Annotated in this window: 18 protein-coding genes; 4 read left to right on the plus strand and 14 right to left on the minus strand. The window is 47.1% G+C overall.

Going from position 1 to position 21,175, the window contains the following annotated elements:
* Positions 1 to 138: 138 nt before the first annotated feature.
* The 3 genes from PAECUDRAFT_RS20750 to PAECUDRAFT_RS25965 all read left to right on the plus strand — a co-directional run bounded on the left by PAECUDRAFT_RS20750 (position 139) and on the right by PAECUDRAFT_RS25965 (position 2,440).
* Positions 139 to 693, plus strand: a complete 555-nt coding sequence (locus PAECUDRAFT_RS20750; protein ID WP_006040113.1) for an ANTAR domain-containing response regulator — start codon at positions 139 to 141, stop codon at positions 691 to 693.
* A gap of 304 nt (positions 694 to 997) precedes the next feature.
* Positions 998 to 2,230, plus strand: a complete 1,233-nt coding sequence (locus tag PAECUDRAFT_RS20755) for a nitrate/nitrite transporter (protein WP_006040114.1) — start codon at positions 998 to 1,000, stop codon at positions 2,228 to 2,230.
* A 63-nt stretch (positions 2,231 to 2,293) separates the two neighbouring features.
* A complete protein-coding gene (locus tag PAECUDRAFT_RS25965; RefSeq protein WP_006040115.1) occupies positions 2,294 to 2,440 on the plus strand; it encodes a hypothetical protein in 147 nt (48 codons plus the stop codon).
* A gap of 165 nt (positions 2,441 to 2,605) precedes the next feature.
* On the opposite strand, the gene PAECUDRAFT_RS20760 is transcribed toward PAECUDRAFT_RS25965, so the two are convergent.
* From PAECUDRAFT_RS20760 to PAECUDRAFT_RS20825, 14 genes are all read right to left on the minus strand, one after another.
* The gene (locus PAECUDRAFT_RS20760; protein WP_006040116.1) at positions 2,606 to 3,553 is read right to left on the minus strand and encodes a glycosyltransferase family 2 protein; all 948 of its coding nucleotides are present in this window, start codon (positions 3,551 to 3,553) and stop codon (positions 2,606 to 2,608) included.
* The gene (locus tag PAECUDRAFT_RS20765) at positions 3,543 to 4,958 is read right to left on the minus strand and encodes an undecaprenyl-phosphate glucose phosphotransferase (protein WP_006040117.1); all 1,416 of its coding nucleotides are present in this window, start codon (positions 4,956 to 4,958) and stop codon (positions 3,543 to 3,545) included. The genes PAECUDRAFT_RS20760 and PAECUDRAFT_RS20765 overlap by 11 nt, the downstream gene beginning before the upstream one ends.
* 127 nt (positions 4,959 to 5,085) lie before the next feature.
* Positions 5,086 to 6,054: a glycosyltransferase family 2 protein gene (locus PAECUDRAFT_RS20770; RefSeq protein WP_006040118.1), complete on the minus strand. Its 969-nt coding sequence runs from the start codon at positions 6,052 to 6,054 to the stop codon at positions 5,086 to 5,088.
* Positions 6,055 to 6,192: 138 nt separating this feature from the next.
* The gene (gene rfbD / locus PAECUDRAFT_RS20775; protein WP_006040119.1) at positions 6,193 to 7,065 is read right to left on the minus strand and encodes a dTDP-4-dehydrorhamnose reductase; all 873 of its coding nucleotides are present in this window, start codon (positions 7,063 to 7,065) and stop codon (positions 6,193 to 6,195) included.
* On the minus strand, positions 7,062 to 8,084 hold the full coding sequence (gene rfbB, locus PAECUDRAFT_RS20780; protein ID WP_006040120.1) for a dTDP-glucose 4,6-dehydratase: 1,023 nt from the start codon (positions 8,082 to 8,084) through the stop codon (positions 7,062 to 7,064). The genes rfbD and rfbB overlap by 4 nt, the downstream gene beginning before the upstream one ends.
* A 5-nt stretch (positions 8,085 to 8,089) precedes the next feature.
* Positions 8,090 to 8,647 carry a dTDP-4-dehydrorhamnose 3,5-epimerase gene (gene rfbC, locus PAECUDRAFT_RS20785; RefSeq protein WP_006040121.1) on the minus strand — a complete coding sequence of 186 codons (558 nt, stop codon included), beginning with the start codon at positions 8,645 to 8,647 and terminating at the stop codon, positions 8,090 to 8,092.
* 27 nt (positions 8,648 to 8,674) lie between these two features.
* Positions 8,675 to 9,418, minus strand: coding sequence for a sugar phosphate nucleotidyltransferase (locus PAECUDRAFT_RS20790; protein ID WP_006040122.1), 744 nt, complete (start codon positions 9,416 to 9,418; stop codon positions 8,675 to 8,677).
* Positions 9,419 to 9,478: 60 nt separating this feature from the next.
* The gene (gene cysC / locus PAECUDRAFT_RS20795; protein ID WP_040713611.1) at positions 9,479 to 10,075 is read right to left on the minus strand and encodes an adenylyl-sulfate kinase; all 597 of its coding nucleotides are present in this window, start codon (positions 10,073 to 10,075) and stop codon (positions 9,479 to 9,481) included.
* 23 nt (positions 10,076 to 10,098) lie between these two features.
* The gene (locus tag PAECUDRAFT_RS20800) at positions 10,099 to 10,929 is read right to left on the minus strand and encodes an Ig-like domain-containing protein (protein ID WP_006040124.1); all 831 of its coding nucleotides are present in this window, start codon (positions 10,927 to 10,929) and stop codon (positions 10,099 to 10,101) included.
* Positions 10,929 to 11,936 carry a glycosyltransferase family 2 protein gene (locus tag PAECUDRAFT_RS20805; protein ID WP_006040125.1) on the minus strand — a complete coding sequence of 336 codons (1,008 nt, stop codon included), beginning with the start codon at positions 11,934 to 11,936 and terminating at the stop codon, positions 10,929 to 10,931. Before PAECUDRAFT_RS20805 ends, PAECUDRAFT_RS20800 begins: the two co-directional genes overlap by 1 nt.
* A complete protein-coding gene (locus tag PAECUDRAFT_RS20810; protein ID WP_006040126.1) occupies positions 11,896 to 13,128 on the minus strand; it encodes a glycosyltransferase in 1,233 nt (410 codons plus the stop codon). The genes PAECUDRAFT_RS20805 and PAECUDRAFT_RS20810 overlap by 41 nt, the downstream gene beginning before the upstream one ends.
* Before the next feature lie 2 nt (positions 13,129 to 13,130).
* Complete coding sequence (locus PAECUDRAFT_RS20815) at positions 13,131 to 16,277, minus strand: glycosyltransferase (RefSeq protein WP_006040127.1); 3,147 nt, start codon at positions 16,275 to 16,277, stop codon at positions 13,131 to 13,133.
* 47 nt (positions 16,278 to 16,324) lie between these two features.
* A complete protein-coding gene (locus PAECUDRAFT_RS20820) occupies positions 16,325 to 17,698 on the minus strand; it encodes an ABC transporter ATP-binding protein (protein ID WP_006040128.1) in 1,374 nt (457 codons plus the stop codon).
* 20 nt (positions 17,699 to 17,718) lie between these two features.
* Positions 17,719 to 18,519 (minus strand): ABC transporter permease, encoded by an 801-nt coding sequence (locus PAECUDRAFT_RS20825; protein ID WP_006040129.1) that lies wholly within the window; start codon positions 18,517 to 18,519, stop codon positions 17,719 to 17,721.
* Between the two features lie 179 nt (positions 18,520 to 18,698).
* On the opposite strand from PAECUDRAFT_RS20825, the gene PAECUDRAFT_RS20830 reads away from it, so the two are divergent.
* Positions 18,699 to 21,170 carry an O-antigen ligase family protein gene (locus PAECUDRAFT_RS20830; RefSeq protein ID WP_006040130.1) on the plus strand — a complete coding sequence of 824 codons (2,472 nt, stop codon included), beginning with the start codon at positions 18,699 to 18,701 and terminating at the stop codon, positions 21,168 to 21,170.
* The last annotated feature ends 5 nt before the right edge of the window (positions 21,171 to 21,175 follow it).

The raw sequence follows: 21,175 nt of genomic DNA on the forward strand, positions 1-21,175 counted from the left end.
CGTACTACGATTATCTTTTCGTTATGACGTTTTATCGTCGACAGCCCTCTAATGCTATGTTATATTTTATAACAAATAAGTATACAGTCGGGTATTAGAAGAAAGCTTTTAGTTTCTTAAGCGAGGTGAACCGTCCTAGTGAAGACCATCTTAGTAATTGATGAAGGCAATAATTCGGATTTGCTCTCGCGAATGCGGGAGGGAGGAAGAACCGTTCACCACGTGGCATCCGACAAGGATGCGTGCAGTCTGATCGCCGTTGCGGACGCCGCTGTAATGGCCGTAAAGCTGGAGCGCATGACAGACTGTCAGGCCTCACTCGCCGCAATGCGCCGCCTCCCGATCTTTTGGTATTGCACGGAACAGCGGCTGCCGCAGCAAATGGACTGGGGCTTTTCCTTGGACGGCGTCATATTCCCTTCCATGAGTTCTACTGACATCCAACATATGCTGCAATTTGGAGCCCGGGTACATCAGCAACGCAAGCGATGGACGGATGAGCGCGAGCAATTGCTGCAGCGGATCGAGGAACGCAAATGGATCGATCAAGCAAAAGCAGTGCTTTGCGAGATCAGAGGCATTAATGAAGCAGAAGCCTATGACTTCCTGCGCAAACAGGCAATGAACGATCGGAAACGAATAGGCGAGGTCGCCGCTTCAATCGTGAAGGTTTATCAGCTCATTCACGGTTAAGACACAACTAAGCTGACATCTAAAAAAGTTGTGTCAGGTATATTGACATGAAATTAACGTGTATCATATAATCCAATTACATTCACAAAGTCGTGGATCAATCAACGGTTGACACAATGTCGTGTCTCCGATGGCAATGAGGCCAAACTGTTATCCGAAACGGAGCGCAGTTTGGCCTCTTCTTTTTCAAAAAACGAACACCTAACATGTACGTTACACGAAAAGGAACCCTACAGACAGAGAGAGAGCAACTGCTCGAGCAACAAAGACAACTGATTCGCCACTTGGAGAGGAGTTTTGCACTATGGCAGGTAAAGGATTTTTAAAAAGCGGGCACACGCCCTCGCTGTTCAGCTCATTCGCCTATTTCGACATCAGCTTCATGATTTGGAGCATGCTCGGACCGCTATCCGTCGTCATTATGAGCGACTACCCAATGGACGCTTCGCAAAAAGCGAACTTGGTTGCATTGCCTGTACTCGGAGGCTCCATCCTTCGCCTCGTGTTCGGATTCTTGACCGACTACATCGGCCCAAAACGCACCGGACAGCTCGGCATGCTCATCACGATGGTCCCGTTAGTGCTTGGCTGGAAGTTCATCGACTCGTTAGACGGCTTATATATTGTAGCGCTGCTGCTCGGCTTTGCAGGCGCTTCGTTCGCTGCGGCACTGCCACTTGCAAGTCGCTGGTATCCGCCACAGTATCAAGGGCTAGCAATGGGCATCGCCGGAGCTGGCAACAGCGGCACGGTATTCTCGACGCTCTTCGCCAACCGAATTGCAACGCACTACGACTCCTGGCATGTCGTATTCGGTCTCGCACTTATTCCAATCGTGATTGTCTTTATCGTCTTCTCGATTTTGGCCAAAGACAGCCCGAACCAGCCGGCTCCAAGAAAACTGTCTGACTACGCCAAAGTATTATCGATCCGCGATACATGGCTGTTCTGTTTACTGTACGGTGTAACATTTGGCGGATTCGTCGGCATGGCTAACTACTTGACGATTTTCTTCAATACACAGTACGATCTAAGCCCAGTACGCGCTGCAGACTTCGCAACGCTATGTGTCATCGCAGGCAGCTTCTTCCGCCCTGTAGGCGGATGGCTCTCCGATAAAGTCGGCGGCATCAATATGCTGATCGGACTATACAGCATCGCGGCGATTATGCTGCTCGGCATTTCGACTTTGCCATCGATGGGACTTATCATTGTACTCCTCTTCGTTATGATGATGTCGCTAGGCATGGGCAATGGCGCCGTATTCCAACTCGTACCGCAGCGGTTCCAAAAGGAAATCGGCCTGATTACCGGTATCGTAGGCGCAGCGGGCGGATTAGGCGGCTACTTCCTGCCTAAGCTTCTGGGCAACATCAAGCAATCGACAGGTTCTTATACGACTGGCTTCCTTATCGCAAGCGCCATTGCAGCACTATGTGTCGTAACGCTGCTGGTCGTACAAGGCAGCTGGAAACGGAGTTGGCTCGGAACGGGCGGTAAAGCCCGCGTAGAGAACAACGCTGCACTTAACTCCTAATCACAAAACACTCGATTTCGCAATCGTTCAGACACTACCTTAAATTTGAGAGGATGATCGCATATGTTCACATGGAATACAGCAGATACAGCTTTGGCAACAGGATTACCGGAGACGTTCGCCTCCGCCGTCGACTTCGATTCCGCTTGGGATATGACTGATCTAGGGGATTGGCTGGACGTTACGGATATGTTCGAGATATTCGAATAGATATTCGAATAAAACCAATGCGGGCGCGGAGCGCGCGGCATACGGGCGCGGTCCCACCACCCACTCCCTCCGCCCCCGACAGCGCCGCCTGCGCCCGCAAATCATTAAAACAAAAAACGGCCACGTTACCCTCCTCGGAACGTGGCCGTTTTTTTATACTCGTCGTTACATTGACTTCGTTGATGAGCTTGATTCGCCGCTGCCCTTCGGGATCGTTGCCGAATCAGGCACACTAAGGCCCAGCCCACGACGCAACCCACGCTTATATCCCACATATTTGCTTGCCGACTCAAGGACAAGCCGCACGATAAGCCATGGTTTGCGGTGCTGCCAAATTGCGCGAAGTTGGGTGCGAAGCAAGCCTGAGCCTGCCTTCTCCGCCTGTGCATGCACAGCAATCCAGCGATGCGTCCCAATCGAAACGCCATTGTCATAGAAACGCCGGTAAAGCTGCTTCAACGTGAATGTATGCGAGTGCAGCACCTTGGCATCCGCCGCATACGCAATTAACCCGCCATCCAAGACACAGCGCGCGGAGAACAATAGATCCTCATTGAACATGACCGGCTCATCGAATTTTCCCATCCGCTCGAATGTTTCCCTGCGCATAGCTGAGCAAACATTCGAGCAAAAGAAAGCCTTAATGCCCAAACGAGGAATGTCGTGCCGAGATTTTATCATCGATTCGTTCGGATAGTTATGCGCCCTTGCCGTTCGTTCAAGCAGATTGGCATCGGGATAAGGCAGCTGCCTTGCGTAAGCGTAAGCCACTTCCTCCGCAGCAAGCGGACGAATGAGCGCCTCTAGCAAGCTATCATCCGCTGGCAGGGCATCCTGTGTCATAAACACCAATATATCGCCTGTGGCAACGGAGGCCGCCCGGTTCCGGGCGCCGCCGTGATCAAACGATTGCTTTGCAATCGTCATGACGATTGCGCCAGCCTGGCGCGCCAACTCCGCCGTCCCATCTGTGGACGAGGAATCTATTACGATAACCTCGTGAGGCTTAATCGACTGTCGGCCTATGCGGGTTAACAATTCCTCGAATGCTTCACCGGCATTCAAGGTCGGGATAATAACCGATAGACGAGGAACTCCGCTATTAATAAGCATTTTTGTTCACGAGCCCCTTCACAATGGTCTTCATAATAATTTTTATATCGAATAAGAATGTCCAATTCTCTAGATAGAACAAATCGTGCACGATCCGATCCTCAATGGAGGTGTCGCCACGCAGACCGTTGGTCTGCGCCCACCCCGTAATACCAGGACGCACATGATGCTTAACCATGTATCGCGGCACTTCTTCCTTGAACTGCTCCACGAAGAAGGGACGCTCGGGACGAGGCCCGACAATGCTCATTTGACCCGATAAGACGTTGAAAAACTGCGGCAGCTCGTCTAGGCTAGTCCGGCGCAGAAAAGAACCGAACGCCGTACGACGCGGATCATTCTCCACCGTCCACTGCGTGTCCGAAACCGCGCCCGTTGACACATGCATGGAACGAAACTTGAACATCATAAACGATCTTCGATTAAATCCCACGCGTTCCTGCTTAAACAACACCGGGCCTGGAGAGGTCAGCTTAATGCCCAAATAGATCGCGAGCATGACAGGTGACGTGATTGCGATCGCAACCAAAGAAAACAAAATATCGAAGGTACGCTTGAGCAGACGATTGCTAAGCTCATCCAGCGGAATATCTCTTACATTAATTAGCGGCATACCCGCAAAGTTATCAAAAAACGGTCGTGCTGGAAGCAGATCGAAAAAGTCCGGGATAATGAGCGTCTTTACGCCTGCTTTATCGCAAATCTGAATGAACTCCGCATACTTCGCATGCGCCTCAAGCGGCAGAGCGACAATTACCTCATCAATGACCGGATTGTCCGCCAACGTTTTCTCCAGCTCATCAAGCCTGCCGATGATCGGCTTGTAAGCGCCAGCGCCGTCCGCATCCATCGGCTCTTGCTGATAATCATCCAAGAAGCCATAGACTTCATAACCAAGCTCGGATTGGCTAGCAACCCTATTGTGGAATCTGCGCCCAACGGAGCCTGCGCCCAAAATAAGCACGTAACGCTTGTTGTATCCTTTGCGTCTCAGTATAAATAGCAAACGTTTGACCGCTAACCGGTATCCGATATTGGATACGAAGGACGCCGCGAAATACAGCCCCAGAAACTCGCGTGAAATATGCGTTTCTCTCGTTATATAGAGCAAGCTCAGCACCAACAATCCACTTATGCAGTGAACTTGCACGATTTTCAGCACATCAAAGGAAAACCGCTTACGCCGTCTGGGTGCATAATGACCAATATAGAAGCCGATGATAACAGCCGCGAAAGCATATACCGTTCCCCAAATCAGATAACTCTTGAAGGGCAGCGCCGAATAATGGGACAGAAGCCCGCTATGAAACTTCAGCCAATAGGCGCCTAAAAATACGAGCAGTGCGCATACTAAGTCGGTAAGCACATAAACCTGCGTAAGGAAGCGTTGATTTTGTCGAATCATCTTATCCGACTCCAATCTCGATAATTCGAAGAATCTATCGTCTATCATTCTATCAAATAAACTGCCGAAAACCAATCTCAATAACCATAAACATACAAATTGCCCAATTAATCTAATATTGGACAATCTACCCTTTGCTTCTCTTTTTATTTATTATCCGCCGTTTTCGCAGCATTTCGGGCAAAACCCTTACGATTTGAGGCCAACACCCCAACAGCCCTGGCTCTCTCAGGATAATGTAACCAAGCTTAGCTAATTCCTTAGCAGCGATTAAAGGCCATGCATAAAATGAATGCCAACTCATTTGCTCGTTCTTAAACAGCAAGAACCATTGGTTCTGGTAAGAGTGCTGCCGGACCCAAATCGAGATCGCTCGGCGCCCCCCCTGTTTCCATCCTCTTCCGTGCACCGCCATGGCAGTCGGAATATAAACCGCGCGCCACCCAAGTGCGCGAGCACGCCATGCAACGTCTACATCTTCCTTGTAAGCAAAAAAAGTTTCGTCGAAAAATTGCCCATCAACCGATATATCGGCAATCATCCGCGAGGCATAAAGAGCGGCTGCACCTGAAACGCCGAATACTTCATCTTGCGTCTGCCAGCGGTTTACCGCTTCTCCAGCTCCCCGGTCAGTTGCCTGCCGCGTACGGCTCATCGCAAGTCCCGTACTATCGACGACTGCATTATCGTCTGCACGAACAAGAAGCCCGCAGCCACTTCCGATTCCCGAATCAGCTTCCATCGCTTCAATTATGCGTGAGGCATAATGCGGCTGCAGCCGAACGTCTGGATTTAATACGAGCACATAGTCGGTACCAGCTTGCTTGATAGCTATATTTTGCCCACCTGCAAAACCAGTGTTGGTCGAAGAGGCGATAAGGGTAATGCTATCCGCATAAGGAGCCAACGCGTTCAGCGTCCCATCTGCCGATGCGTTATCCACCACAACGATGCGAGCGATTGGATAAGTCTGAGCAAGCACAGCCTGCAGGCAGTCTGCAATATCACTCTCGCTGTTGTAAGTTACAATACACACGCCTAATGTTGGGATAGCGCCCTCCGCGTCTCTGCTATCAGAATGCAACAATGAGATCATACCTCTCTTCCTTTCCAATTCTCGTCGACGCAACTCCTATACTCGCTAATCGTTAAGAACGGCCCCCACCCTCCCATTTGACTAAATATCGCCTGGGGGAGCGGACGCCGCCTCTCCTGTCTTATAGTTACAATACGACTATTCCTGCTGCTTCGCCAAATAATCACGAAGCGCTTCGCGCCAATGGCGAATCGGCGTGAGACCATTCGTCCGGATCGCGCTGTGATCGAGCACTGAAAATGCCGGCCGAGGCGCCGGCCGAGGGAATTCTTCCGTCGTACACGGCTCTGTGCTCACTTGCATGCCGCTCTCCTCGAAGATCGCAACAGCAAATTCGTACCACGAGCAAGTCCCTGAGTTGGAAGCATGATACACCCCGTATGCATCTGTACGAACCAATTCCAGCAGCATAGCCGCTAGATCGAATGTGCATGTCGGCGAACCAATCTGGTCATGAACCACCTTCACCGCGCCACGCTCTGCGCCAACCTTAATCATCGTCTTAACAAAGTTAGCGCCATAAGCGCCGTACACCCATGATGTTCGAACGACAAAATGCCGGTCATGAAGCGTCCGAACCAATTCCTCGCCCGCCAGCTTCGATTTTCCGTATACCGTCCGCGGGTTCGGCCGATCATATTCATTGTAAGGCACGGCCGACGAACCATCGAATACGTAATCCGTACTGACGTAAGCCAGCTTCGCTCCTGCTTCGCGCGCAGCAAGCGCAATGTTGCGCGTGCCCGTTGCATTGACAACAAACGCGCTATCCGGATCTGCTTCGGCCTGATCCACAGCCGTGTAAGCAGCGCAATGAATGACTGCATGCGGGGCAAAAGCTGTGATTACCGCTCGGCATTGCGACAAGTCCGTAATATCCAACTCATCACGACCATAGCCGCGAATATCAAGCCCTTCCGCCTCTGCTGTAGCCCAAAGCGCAATCTCACGGCCCAGTTGACCGTTAGCGCCAGTCACAAGCACGCGGAATTTTTCAGCTGCGCCCGTCATGCTTCACCATTCAGACGATCGCCATATTGCTTCTCATAATAATCCCGATAACCGCCGCTCGTTACGCCATTCATCCAATCGCGGTTGCTCAAGTACCAGCGTATCGTTTCGCGGATGCCGCTCTCGTAATCATGCTTCGGCGACCAGCCGAGCTCGTTCCGGATTTTGTCCGCATCGATTGCATAACGACGGTCATGACCCAAGCGATCCTTTACATACGTAATGAGCGATTCCGGCTTGCCAAGCTCGGCAAGAATCGTTCCGACAACCTGTACGTTCGTTCGCTCATTTCGTCCGCCAACATTATATACTTCGCCATTGCGTCCGCCCCGAATAACGAGGTCAATCGCACTGCAGTGATCCTCGACATATAGCCAATCACGCACGTTTAGCCCATCTCCGTATACAGGGAGCGGCTTATCATCAAGCGCGTTTTGGATCATGAGCGGGATCAGCTTTTCAGGGAATTGGTAGGGCCCGTAGTTATTTGAGCAGCGCGTAATGTTGACCGACAGGCCAAACGTCTCATGATAAGCGCGTACGAGCAGGTCAGCCCCTGCTTTACTTGCAGAGTACGGGCTATTCGGCGCCAGCGGCGTCTCCTCTGTGAACAAACCTGTCTCACCAAGCGTACCGTATACCTCATCCGTCGAGACTTGCACGAATTTGCTGACGCCATATTGCTTTGCCAGATCGAGCAAAGTCTGCGTGCCAAGGATGTTCGTACGCACAAAAATATCAGGATGCAAGATGCTGCGGTCTACATGCGACTCCGCCGCAAAGTTCGCCACGACGTCAATGCCTTCCGCAAACAGCGGCTCTAGCGCCGCGCGATCGGCAATATCCGCTTTAACGAAACGGTAATTCGCGTTATTCTCTACGGAACGCAGGTTTTCAAGATTGCCTGCATACGTAAGCGCATCAACATTAACAATCGTAACGTCCGCATATTTGCCAAGCATATACAATACAAAATTGCTGCCAATAAAGCCGGCACCGCCGGTCACCAAAATTTTCATCCTATTCACCCTTTATAATCGAAGTTAATATCTGCGTCCGCCAGCACAGGATGCTTGCCATCCTTATTCGAGAGGATCGGATAATTCGTCGGCCAGTCAATGGCCAGTGCAGGATCGTTCCACGCAATGCCTCGGTCGTTCTCAGGTGAATAATATTCGTCAACCTTATACTGCACTTCGCAGTTCGGCACCAACGTACAGAAACCATGCGCAAACCCTTGCGGCACAAGCAATTGCCGCTTATTGTCTGCTGAAAGAATAAAGCCTTGCCATTGCCCAAACGTTGGCGACCCGCGCCGAATGTCTACCACAACATCATAAATTGCACCCGCTGTCACGCGCACCAGCTTCGTCTGCGCTTTCGGGTTGAGCTGGTAATGCATGCCCCGCAGTACGCCCGCCTCTGCAGATAAAGAATGATTATCCTGCACAAACCGATGCGTAATCCCGTTCTCTACGAAGCGCTGCTCGCTATAGCTCTCTGTAAAAAATCCGCGATGATCGCCGAACACGGCTGTCTCGATTAATTTAACGCCAGACAACTTCGTATCAAGTATTCTCATTAACCATTCACCACCTATCTTATTGCATTAAAGCTTCAGCTTGCCAAATTCCTCACCGAACAACAGGTCCTTCGCCAGCTCGTTCGCTTTCGTCAACGATGCATGCGTACCTGCGTCAGTCCACCATCCTTGCAACATATCATATGTAAGTTCATTCGAAGAAATATAGGCATTATTAACATCTGTAATCTCTAATTCTCCTCGGCCTGAAGGTACGAGTGTACGGACGATTTCAAATACGCGGCTGTCATACATATAGATGCCCGTTACCGCATACGAACTTTTCGGCTGTGACGGCTTTTCCTCAATGGAAATGATCCGTTCGCCCGACAGCTCCGGCACCCCATAACGCTGCGGATCATGCACTTCTTGGATCAAAATCTTAGCGCCGCTCTTCTGACTCTCGAAGTTTGCCACGTAAGGCGCAATCGAATCCGAGAATACATTATCGCCAAGAATGACTACCATTTGATCATCGCCAACGAACTGTTCTGCGAGCCCTAGCGCTTGCGCAATTCCGCCGGCTTCGTCCTGTACTTTGTATGTAAATTCCACATTCATCTCGTATCCGCTGCCAAGGAGGTTAACAACGTCTCCCATATGTTCTTTTCCCGTCACGATCAAGATGTTCGTAATGCCTGCTTCTTTTAATTTAGCCACTGCGTGATAGATCATTGGATATTTTCCTACTGGAAGCAAGTGCTTGTTGGTTACCTTCGTAAGAGGATACAGGCGGGAGCCTGTACCTCCGGCTAGGATTATGCCTTTCATTGAGAGCCCTCTTTCTATTCATTTTATAAATACACAAAAAATAAAAACAGAAATCTGGCATTACAGGTATTCGTTTTCCTCAAGGAATTGTACAATATGCCCTACAGCTGCCTCAATGGACAACTGTTCCGTATCAATAGTGATATGAGGGTTCAATGGATGCTCATAGGGTGCGGAGATACCTGTAAAATCGGGAATTAACCCTTCTCTTGCCTTCTTATACAATCCTTTCGGGTCGCGTTTCTCGCATTCCTCGAGACTGCATTTTACATAGACCTCAATAAAATCTCCTGCTTCAAACAGCTCCTTTATCATCTCCCTATCATTCCGATAAGGTGAGATAAAAGCGGATAATGTCACGACACCAGCATCCACCATCAACTTAGACACTTCTCCAACTCTACGGATATTTTCGATGCGATCCGCCTCGGAGAATCCTAAATTACGGTTTAATCCATGACGGATGTTATCACCATCCAAAATATAAGTCAGGTGCTTTCTCATGTGAAGCACCTTTTCCAACTCAACCGACAACGTTGATTTTCCAGAAGCCGACAAGCCAGTAAACCAGACAACGAAGCTCTTATGTCCGTTTAACCGCATCCGGTCCGTTCGCGTGACCTTACTCTCATGCCAAGTTACATTTTTCTCCGACACGCATATCAACTACCTTCCTTTTTTTATACATTAGACGGCCGCGGAGACTTTCTCTTTTTCACTCGATGCAGTGCATACCCAATAATGATGATAAAGAACAAAACGAACAACATAGCATAATTAAATGGTTTGGCGAAGGTAACCCGGCCCAACTCGGCTGTTGTACCATCTTCAAATTGTATAATTACTTGCGCTAGGTGCTCACCTTTATACGACTTCGTAATGTCAAGGTCATACTCAAATTTGCTATCGGAAGGGATTCGATCACTCTTATCGTTTGCCGCTGTCGGCAATCCAATTCTCGCGTCCCCAATATAATAATGGTCAAGCCAGATCTGGACCGCTTTCAACGGCTTGTCCGATGAAACCCACCCTGCCATCTTAAGTACATGCCCACTCAACGAGATGCGATCAGTTGACGGCATATTAAGCTTGCCCTGAAATGATCGTTCCCTTTTAAACGACTTACGAGCAACCAGAAACGAAGTTCCTTGCTTGGATACGCCTTTAATGGACAGATTGTGGGGCCCTTGCGGTACGCCAGTTAAGTCTAGCATATACCGAAATCCACTGTTTACTGAATTCGAATAAGCTGGCAGCGCCTCCGCTACATCTTTGCGAACTGCCCCATATTCTGCGCGCCCTGCTAATCGCCCATCAACATAAACGTCTACAGCCTCTACTCCTTCTGTATGAACTGCCCATCCGCTTATGTCAAGTGAATCACCCTCTACAATCGCTTGATCCGTTAATGATTCCAGTTGGCCATCAAATTCAGAAACAGCGTGAGCAGATGAAACCGATAAAATTACGCTAACCAATATCACACACAAAAAAATACCCATGTACTTCATTAAATTTCACTCCCACTTGCACTTCTCTGATGTCTCGACTTCTGAAAGACCAGCATCATGAGAATAAAAAAAACATTTCTAACAAAACCGTGCTTTAATATTCGAAACCTCAGTAAACGACTTACCCTGGTAAACCTGCTAGTTTGCAGCAGCTGACAAAAAGCATTTAACGCATCATAATTCGGCTGAGATAGAGCATCCAAATGCCTACGCTTGAACGCTTCTGCTTGCCTTATGATGGAGAGATTCGCCGTTTCTGATTCTTTAATTTTATCCAGTCTCTTCCAATAACTTCCCCATGCATATGACTTAGCACCCACTACATTTTTGTCATGCTGTCTGTACATCATAGTGGCTTTGTTCACGACAACAATTTTCCCGAATGCAGCACACGTCAACGCTATCCACCAATCGTGCATCATAGCCTCTTGCGGAATTGGAACGCTAGCAGCAACAAGTTTTCTATTCAACATCATCGTACATCCTGTAACATGGTTTTGTATGAGAAATTGATTCATTCTCGCTGCATTTTGATTAATATTTTGAAAGTTCCAAAAGGAACGGTTAATTGGTTGCAGTTTACTATCCGTTACAATCAAGTCACTATGCACAAGAATAGGTTGACTAGGATACTCACATTCTGCAGTTTTCATAGCCTCTAACGTAACATCAATTTTATCACGCATCCATACATCATCTTGATCACACAGCATGACATATGGCGAATCCACGACTTCTAGCAAAGACCCGAAGCTCAAGCTAGCACCGAGTCTTGTTGTCGTTGGAACAATAATGATCCGGTCTGGATACATTGCCTGGTAATCGTAAATAATTGAAACGGAATTGTCTTCCGATCCGTCATCACGTACGAGCAGTATCCAATCCTTATATGTCTGCTCCACGATTGAATTGAGTTGCTCCCTAAGATACGCAGCGCCATTAAATATCGAAAGGAGGATTGTAATCTCAGCATTTCTTTTTGGCGATAGCTTTATAAATTCGTTCATATATGAATGCTTCCTGTTCTATGGTAGGAATCATAAACTTTTTAATATTATCTTTCAGCTCATTCAGCTTCTCCGGCATCTCAACAAGCTTCTCAATTGCTTCTCTCAACTCATCAGCATTACCAATACCAAAAGTATAACCGTTGTGTCCATCTATAATTTTCTCTGACATCCCGCCCAAATTCGTAACAATAAGCGGAATATTTGAAGCTAACGCTTCGTGTAGAGCAAGCGGATAGTTCTCGTACCAAATGGACGGAACGATCGCAACATCTGTCTCACTATATATACGGCTTACATCATTCTCTGTGTAAACCCCACAAAATGTAATCCGCGAGTCATTCTCCGCCATACTTTTTAAGCGGTTCATGTAATCCGGAGTATGACTCGAACCATAAATATTCAAAGAAATACGATCCGATTTTATTTTAGTGAACGCCTCGATAATTAAATGAACACCCTTATGAACGGTAAGCGCCCCACCGTAAAAGAATGTAAGGTGGTCGCCCGAACGGTATACCCTTTTATTCTTTTTGATTTTACCGTAGCTCATACCATGATTAATAACTTGTACGTTGATACCCGGATATTCTTTATTAATCATTGAAGCCACGAATTGTGACGGAGCATATATGCCTTGCGCTGGCGTCAATAAACGAAGCGCCTTTGCTCTCCGCTCCTTCTCAACAGGAATTTCACCGCAATGTGCCTGGCAAGCCAAGCCTTCTTTTGGCGAATCGCACAAATCAAAATTGGGGCGAAGCAAGATACATTTCGGGCACATGAAATAAAAGTCAGTCAATGTTAGCGTATAGGGGATATCAAGCCGTTGTGCTGCTGCAATGAATCCGCCTACGCGCATAGGGTGCCCCACATGGATGAGATCAGGGTTTTCTTCTTTCAATATGTGCTCGCTGAAATCATTCATTTCTTCATTCACAATTTCATAATGGATGTGGGGGGGAATTTCCAAATGCCTAAACGCAATGACCGGTATTCCTTCATGCACATATCTTCTAAAGACAAAATTGCCATACGATTCATCAAACTGTTCAATCGGATTAAAGCTATACGTAATCACCTTAACCTGCATCTGATTTCGTTGCGACATTTTGGCGATATTGAGTACAAACTTTTCCGTACCCGTGTAAAATTCAGGATAAAATTGGTGAACCAAGTAAATAATCTTCATTTCTAAACCCCTTTAGTTAACTCTCCATGGATTTCAGCCAAAATGCTCTTGTGCTGCTCGTCACTAACGTAGCACAGGGATAGATGCGCCCCTGCCTGAATAGCGAATGCCTTCATAAGCGCGCTTTTGAAATCCTCGAGTGTATGCCGGTCGATTACTTCATAGGATCTTTTCAAATAATCGAAAATGGTAGTCGAGAAGCCCTTAAGTGCATGAAGAAGTATGCCATCCCCATTGTATTGAGGATAAATTTCCATTTGTTTATATTCATCCAGCAGTTTTGCAACAAACAATTGTGTCTTCTCGTCGGCATACTCACTCACCGGCAAATGGGCAAGCACAGCGTAAGGCACTACAATCGCTTCGTCCAGCATTCGGTGAATCAGATTTTTGAGATCATCAATGCCCGAATAATGATCAGGGTTTCGAGAGATCTCCTCAATTATGTTAGAAATGACAGTGAAGGTATATACGATATCCCTCTTCATTGCGGCAGGCTTTAAATTCGGCACACTATAGTCATCAAACATTTGGTGCATGAACAAGTTGTCCACAAAACCTCTTTTAAGATGATAGTATGGCGGCCGCTTGTGTGAATGAATGACCTTCGTTTGACCAAGAAGCCCTATTCGATAACCATCGGCAATCAATCGCAAGCCCAGATCCAAATCTTCGGCATAATCAAATCGATATTTGTATTGCATGAAAATATCTTTTCTTAATAGGCAAGCGACATCGGATAACTGTGCATTGCATCGCAAGTTCTCGTAATTCCGCACCTTCGGCATTGACATGATACGATCACAATCTTCTACACCTAAGAAGTTATAATGTGCCCAGCAAATGATTCTATAAAATAAATCAACGTCTTCTCTCGAGGACTCCGCACATGAAACTGCCACTAAATCATTAGCTTCTGCAGCAGCATACAACTCATATAACCAATGGTCTGAGGTAGGCATTGCATCCTGTGTCATGATCAGTAAGTAGTGCTCGGCGGACGCATGCTCTGCTCCAAGATTTCTTGCATAAGAATGTGAAAATTGCTCGGGCGAGATTTTCACTACTTTTGCACCGTATTCTTCGGCTAGATCTACTGTGTCATCCGAGCTCCCCGAGTCAACAACTACAATTTCAATCGTCTTAAATCCTTGCTGCCGATTAAGCATGGCTAATAACAATTCAAAATCCTGCCCCGCGTTAAGCGTTGGGATTACGATAGATACCGTTAAATTGGAGGATTTTGAAAAATCATAAACAGCACCTGCATTTAACGCTTTATCTAAAGTCAATACAGGAACATGCACATTAGACGAGCCTACGTTTCTTACTAACTTGCCTTTCGCTTTCTGGATCGTAGTACTTACGCCATATGATTTTAGATTCCTAGCAACAGTTTTTGCTAATTTTAGCGCTCGCTTAGTCAACTGTATTGCTTTTCTGCGTGTGCTTCCAACGGGAAAACTGCGATCCCTTACCTTATAATATTTCAACAGCGCTCGCCAGCCGCCGGAACCGTAGATATGATTCAGCTCTGCCTGATAACGCGCTTGTTCAATACGATGCTGTTGAACCTCTGCTTGAGCCTGTCCATAACTCTCATTTAACCTCTTATTTTGATTAGCAAGCTCCGATGATCTAGATTCCAGCATAGATCCTTGATGTTCCAGTTGTGAGATCTTCTCTTGCAGTTGAGAAACCTGATCCTTATACTGGTCGATATTCGCTCGGCTAGTCTGCTCAGCTAACCGATACTCGTCTAATTGCATGCTTATTGCTTGATTTTCTTCACGGTTTGCCTTCAATGCAGCTTCGAGTTTCTCCTGTGCAATTTGAGCATTGCTGTAGCGACCCTGTATTTCTTCTACTAATGCATCCATTAGCCGATAATGGACCATTGTAATCTCAAGTTTACTAGGCGAATGACTCATTTCGAAGCGTTCAATGAGCAAACTCGGATCATGATTAAGAGATAGACCAACATAACCTTGGTTTTTCCCCAGCGTTAGCATATTTTCACTAGCCGTAACATGATCATACGATTGATCGGCACTCCACTCTCCTATCAATCGACCGCTGTCCAAGTCCGTTAAACGAATCGAGCGAATAATTACTGCACCCGGCGTATCCGACACATCAATTCTTAGAGGCGCATAGACACGTGGCGGCAATTGGAATGAATACGTTATATACCGTCCATCCGCCTCAATGTGAGCGATCTTAGAATGCTCCTCGCCAAACGGTTGTTCAGGCGATGTCTTGTAAAAGACTTGAAGCTTAGCATGCCTACGTGAACGGGCCCATGTCTCGTGCAGTTGCTTCAAATCCGAATAAATTTGATCAACCTCCGCCTGCAACTCAGCGCTAATGACATCGGATTCTGCAGCCATAGCTAAACAAACACGATATAACTCACGGTATATAAATGGATATTGAAGATTACTTGTAAACGCTGTTGATTCGGAATTGGAATGGCGCAAGGATGGATTCAAAAACTCCTTTACTTCCGCTTCCATACGCTCATATTCCATTTCGGAGCCAATAAACCGGCATAAACGCTGCATATAGGGTACGGGGTGATCAAGAAAAGCATCATACTGCACAAATAACCTTTCATCTGATGCAGTCCAATGAATAGCCGATGCCGTGTAATGTGCCCATAAGCCAATCGATTTAGATTCAGAATACCCGTCTCGTTTATGTAACGAGGCATACACATCAAGCGGATTTCGAATCGAAAGCACAAACTTCGCCTTCATCTGCAGCTCAGAAAAGACTTCTTTCCATAGCGGAAGCAGAATACAAGTTCGCGGGTCTTTAAACACCCACAAACGATTATCCATAAACTTATCAGAAATGATTGATTTAATTTCTTCTTTTATTGAAACGATTTCTTCGCGCGTCCACCACTTGTCCGGAAAAACATCGACTGTATCCCATGCCGAATCAAGTTGATTCAATACCCGGTCATTAATATCAACAAACTCCTGGTACTCCCAAAACCCTTTTGGATTATCGACCAGTGGTTGAACAAGCTCATTAGACTCTCCAACATACGCGCCGGCAATGTTAATGGCTCTAGTTATGGCCGACGTGCCGCTTCTATGCATTCCTAGTACGCAAATGACAACTTGCTCGTCTGCTTTCATCTTTCTACTCCTAACGCTTTTAATTTCCCATTACTCTTCTGGCAATACTACCGTTCAATTGATACAACTTCAGGCATTACATTAAAATCCACGATAGAGGTCATGAATGAGGATTCATTCGGCAATATTTTAAACGCAAGGAGATCAATTCTTCTATCCAAGTATACATCGCTCGTCCCATCGACTCCCAACACGCCTGCATTCAAGAAATATACGCCTTGCGTCAAACGGGGTGTGAATGAGAACTCTACCTTGCATACTTCTCCCGCATCAACGATCGGTCGCCCACGTCCCAGTAAAGCAGACTGCGCCCCGCCTAACTCTAAACCACTGCCCGTTTTAATCAGCATCCCAAATCGAACGTCTGCACAAGTCCTATCGAATCGGACATAATAACGATAGATATATTTTTGGTCAGCCAATAATATATTCACTTTTTCCCCTTCGATATTAACAATCTCCGCATCGAATATCTGGGCGCCGCGCGTTTCATAAGCTACCATCTCGGTTGGGATTAAGTGAGGATCATACATCGCTTCTTTAAAATTCGGTTCATTCGACGCCACGGCGTCATTGATTCCGGTAGACTCATAAGCCTCATCTATTCTATCGGTTGCCTGCGACACTCCTTGACCAGTCTCACGAAGGCTTCTGATCTCATTCTTAAGCGCAGCAATCTTGTCAGCAGGAGCAAATACAAGCTTTTGATACAGATTGACTACCCGCTTGCTCGTATCCATGATAAGCTGTTCCCCGGAATCAATTAATATCGCCCGATCGCACAGTTCTACGATTGCTGCAGCAGAATGGGAAACAAAAAGTATCGTTCCACCTTGTTTCTTAAACTCCTCGATTTTCAAAAAACATTTTCGTTGAAAAAGCTCGTCGCCTACGGCTAGCGCTTCATCGACGATAAGTATTTCCTTAGGCACAACCGCTTGGACTGCAAATGCCAAGCGCAAGGCCATGCCGCTGGAATACGTTTTGACTGGCCGATCTATGAATTCTCCTATCTCAGCAAACGATACGATTTCATCATAGAGTTCATTAATTTGCGCGCTATTTAATCCTAATATTGTTCCATTCATTAAAATGTTCTCTCGCCCTGTAAACTCTGGATTAAATCCGCTACCAAGCTCTAGCAAAGCAGCCACTCTGCCCCTGATATCAACACTGCCGCTTGTTTGCTTCAATGTGCCTGCGATAATTTGCAATAATGTACTTTTCCCCGAGCCGTTCCTGCCGATAATGCCGATCGTTTCACCTTTATAAATATCAAATGAAATATCATTCAATGCCCAAAACTCCTGAAAATAATCCTTCTTACCGCGCATCAAACTTTGTTTCAATCGATCCTGCGGCTGCTTATATATTTTAAAGCACTTGCTTACATCTCTAACGGATATACTAATATTATTCACGTAAACCTCCGAATGCCGCGCTACAGAACATCAGCGAACGCGCTTTTGGATTTCTGAAACCATGCATATCCTATGGCGCAAATGAATACACCGATAACCGTACCGATTCCAAGCCATGTCCATTGCGGCATTTGCCCCCAAATGACGACCCGTCTCGTATCTTCGATCACATAGCTCATAGGATTGATATAATAAATAAATTTGATATTACTCGGAATGGAGGAAATGGAATAAAAAATAGGACTTAACAGCATCAACGCTTGTACCGATATTGCAATGATTTGGCTCAAATCTCGCAAGAACACCCCAAGAGAAGCAAGTATCCAGCCTAATCCCAAAGCCATAAGAATCAAGGGAATCATGACGATAGGCAATAAAAAGAGTGTCCATTGCAGCACACCCAAGAACAGCATCAGCCCAACGAGCAATATGCTCATACTTATAGCTGCATGTATGAGGGAGGATCCAAGAACAGCGACCGGCAATATTTCCAAGGGAAATACAACTTTGGTCACATAATTCGTATTGGACAAAATGAGTCCTGGTGATCGGACAATCACTTCAGAGAAAATATTAAATACAACTAAACCTGCAAACAAAACCAATGCATATTCAACTTTATTTTCTCCGCCCGTCCCCCAGCGAGCTTTAAACAACGAGCTAAACACAAAGGTATAGACGGTGAGCATTAATAAAGGGTTCAAAAAAGTCCAAAATAAACCTAAAAACGAGCCTTTGTATCGCCCCACAACATCTCTTCTAACAAACTGTGTAATTAAATCACGGTACTTCCAAAAACTTTTAAGGGCTGGGATTAGCATTGTATTTTTCTCCTAAAATAACTATTTATTCGCCATTAATTAATTCTCAGACTAATGATTCATGTCTGGGAGAAATTAATGCGTGTTCTGCTAAATTCACTTTTACATAAAAGTTCAACCTGTTACAATGGTGATATTATGCAGTCATTAATTCTAACTTTTAAGGAGTTCTGCTAGTTATGAAGAAGTATGCGTCAACCAATAATTCCTTACTGTCATCACCGTTTACAGTAATAGCGCTCTTACTCGGTCTCTGGTTTATCATTTTCCCGTACCAAACAGGCCTATTCAACGCCCTACTCTTCAATTTTGAGAATTCGATCCTTCAAGCTGCCCTGTACTTGGTCATTTTGCTGCTCGGCACCTCGATCGTTGCCGTCATGCAGCGGAAGCAGACCGAGGCGTCAACTCTAGGAGTTGTCGCAGCCGTGTGGGTTATTCCGTTGTGCTACGTCATTTCATCGTTCGGCGCCGTCTCAAGCTACTATGCGCACTGGATGATCTTGATTAATGCGTTAGCTGCCGCAATGTTCTTCATAGCTGTTATCGGCTCCCGCCACGCAATAGGTAGAAACATGATTGAATGGTCCATCGTCGCTTCCGGTTACATCATTGTCGCATGGGGACTGTTGAACGCATTCGGTATTGCCTATAGCCGCGATGCCCTATGGGAAGCGCAGCCTGGCCAATATCGCCTAACGTCAGTCTTTCAATATTCCAATACTTACGCAGCCTTGCTGATTGCACTGTTCCTAGTAGCACTCTACTATTCGACACATGCGGCAAACCGCTATTGGCGCGCGCTGCATGCGCTTATGCTCGTTCCGATTTTCGTTTCCTTTATGTTGACGTTGTCGCGGGCCGCATTGTTGCTATTACCAGTGTTGGTGCTTTGCCTGCTTCCGTTTCTCCGCTTGTCGAAACAAATTCTGCTTTTATTGTACATGATTGTGTCGATCGGTGCATCCCTTATCATTTTGAGTCAAATCGACACGAATATGCTCGAAATTGCACTACAAGTCGTGCCTAGCGGGCTACAAGGAGATGCCATGCTATTCTCTCCATTCGATCGTTTGTCCTGGTCGGGCTGGCTGCCAATGCTTGGCGTTTCCGCTGTTGTCGCACTCTGTGCATGTTACCTGCATGAGAAATTGGAGCGTTGGCTGGATGGCCGTCTAGCACGAATCATTGGCCGAAAATGGTCGCTGTTTGCCGTGCCGGCAGTGCTTATTGTACTCTTCGCCCTTGGTGCAGCCCTTGTACTCGGCAGCAGCGCAATACGAGGCATACTTCCGGCATCGATCGCTGATCGTATCGAGAACATTAACTTCCAGCAGCATAGCGTGCTGGAACGCGGAACCTTTTACAAAGATGCAATGAAGGTTTCCTCCGACTATCCAGTGCTTGGCGCTGGCGGCGGCGGGTGGGCCGATTTGTATCAGCAATACCAGCACAACCCGTATACCAGCCGTCAAGCGCACAACTACTTCATCCAAGTGCTCGTTGAAACCGGATGGGTGGGCTTACTCGCACACCTGGCCTTCTTCATTGGCTTGCTCGTTCTCTATATTCGAGGCCACATTCGTTATCCAGAGCGTCGCGGCAGTCATTTGGTTCTGTTCATAATGGCATTTGCCATTCTCGCGCACAGCATGCTGGATTTTGATATGAGTTTTGTATATATGATCGCAGTCGTATTTGCTTGCTTAGGAGCGTCAGCAACCGCATTTGCGCCGACAACGGGCCGGGCTAAAGCCCTAGAAGCGGAAAAGGCTTCGTTCGCTGCCAGCTGGCCTTCCTGGATCACTCCGGTTGCCACAGGAGTAATCGCTGTTGTCGCGATCGTCTACACCGGACAGCAGCTTAGCGCGCATAGCAACTATGACAAAGCGATTGCGCTCGCCCAACAAGGCAAGCCGATCAACGAAGTAATGGTTCCGCTGGATAAAGCGATCAAATCGAGTCCAGACCATCCGACCTTCTCGACTGTGAAAAGCCAATGGCTTATGCAGGTATACCAGCAAACGAAGACGGAATCGTATGCGAAGGAAGCCGGCGAGCTGATTGACCATGTTTATCATGCGAATCCATATGATGAAGCTATAATAAGCACAAAATATCAAAACGAGTGGGCGATCGGGCAGGAGGACGCCGCTCTCGCGACGTTGGAAGAGCGCATTGCGAAGTTTAACTGGAACATTAGCGCGTATAGCGATGCTATGCACTATTATTCACTCAGCGGCTGGAACGCTGGCACTTCCGACAAAAAGGAACGCCGCCAACAGCTGTGGGGCCGAGTCGATGAGCTCCACAAGGAAGTGCTCCGCCGGATGGAAGAGCTCAAGAAACTGCCAGAAGGCCAGCTGCAAGGGCGCGAGTTCGACATCGTGCCTGCGATTCGCCAAGCGCTGGGGTTTGTCGCGTACGGCCGCGGCGACTATGCCAAAGCGATTGAATGGACGCAGCCGCTTGCGACTGGCGACCTGACTAAGCTGAAGGAAGACCCTACTCTTGAGTATGCTGTCCGTACTTATCTGGCAGCACTTGATGCGACAGGACAATCCAATGACGAACTGAAAAACCAGCTCTTCGCGGCCAACCCGGATGAAGAAGCAATGTTGAAAGCATTAATTGCAGGTCGAACCAAATAATCTGC

Origin of the sequence: Paenibacillus curdlanolyticus YK9 (assembly GCF_000179615.1) — a bacterium.
Taxonomy (GTDB): Bacteria; Bacillota; Bacilli; order Paenibacillales; family Paenibacillaceae; genus Paenibacillus_T; species Paenibacillus_T curdlanolyticus.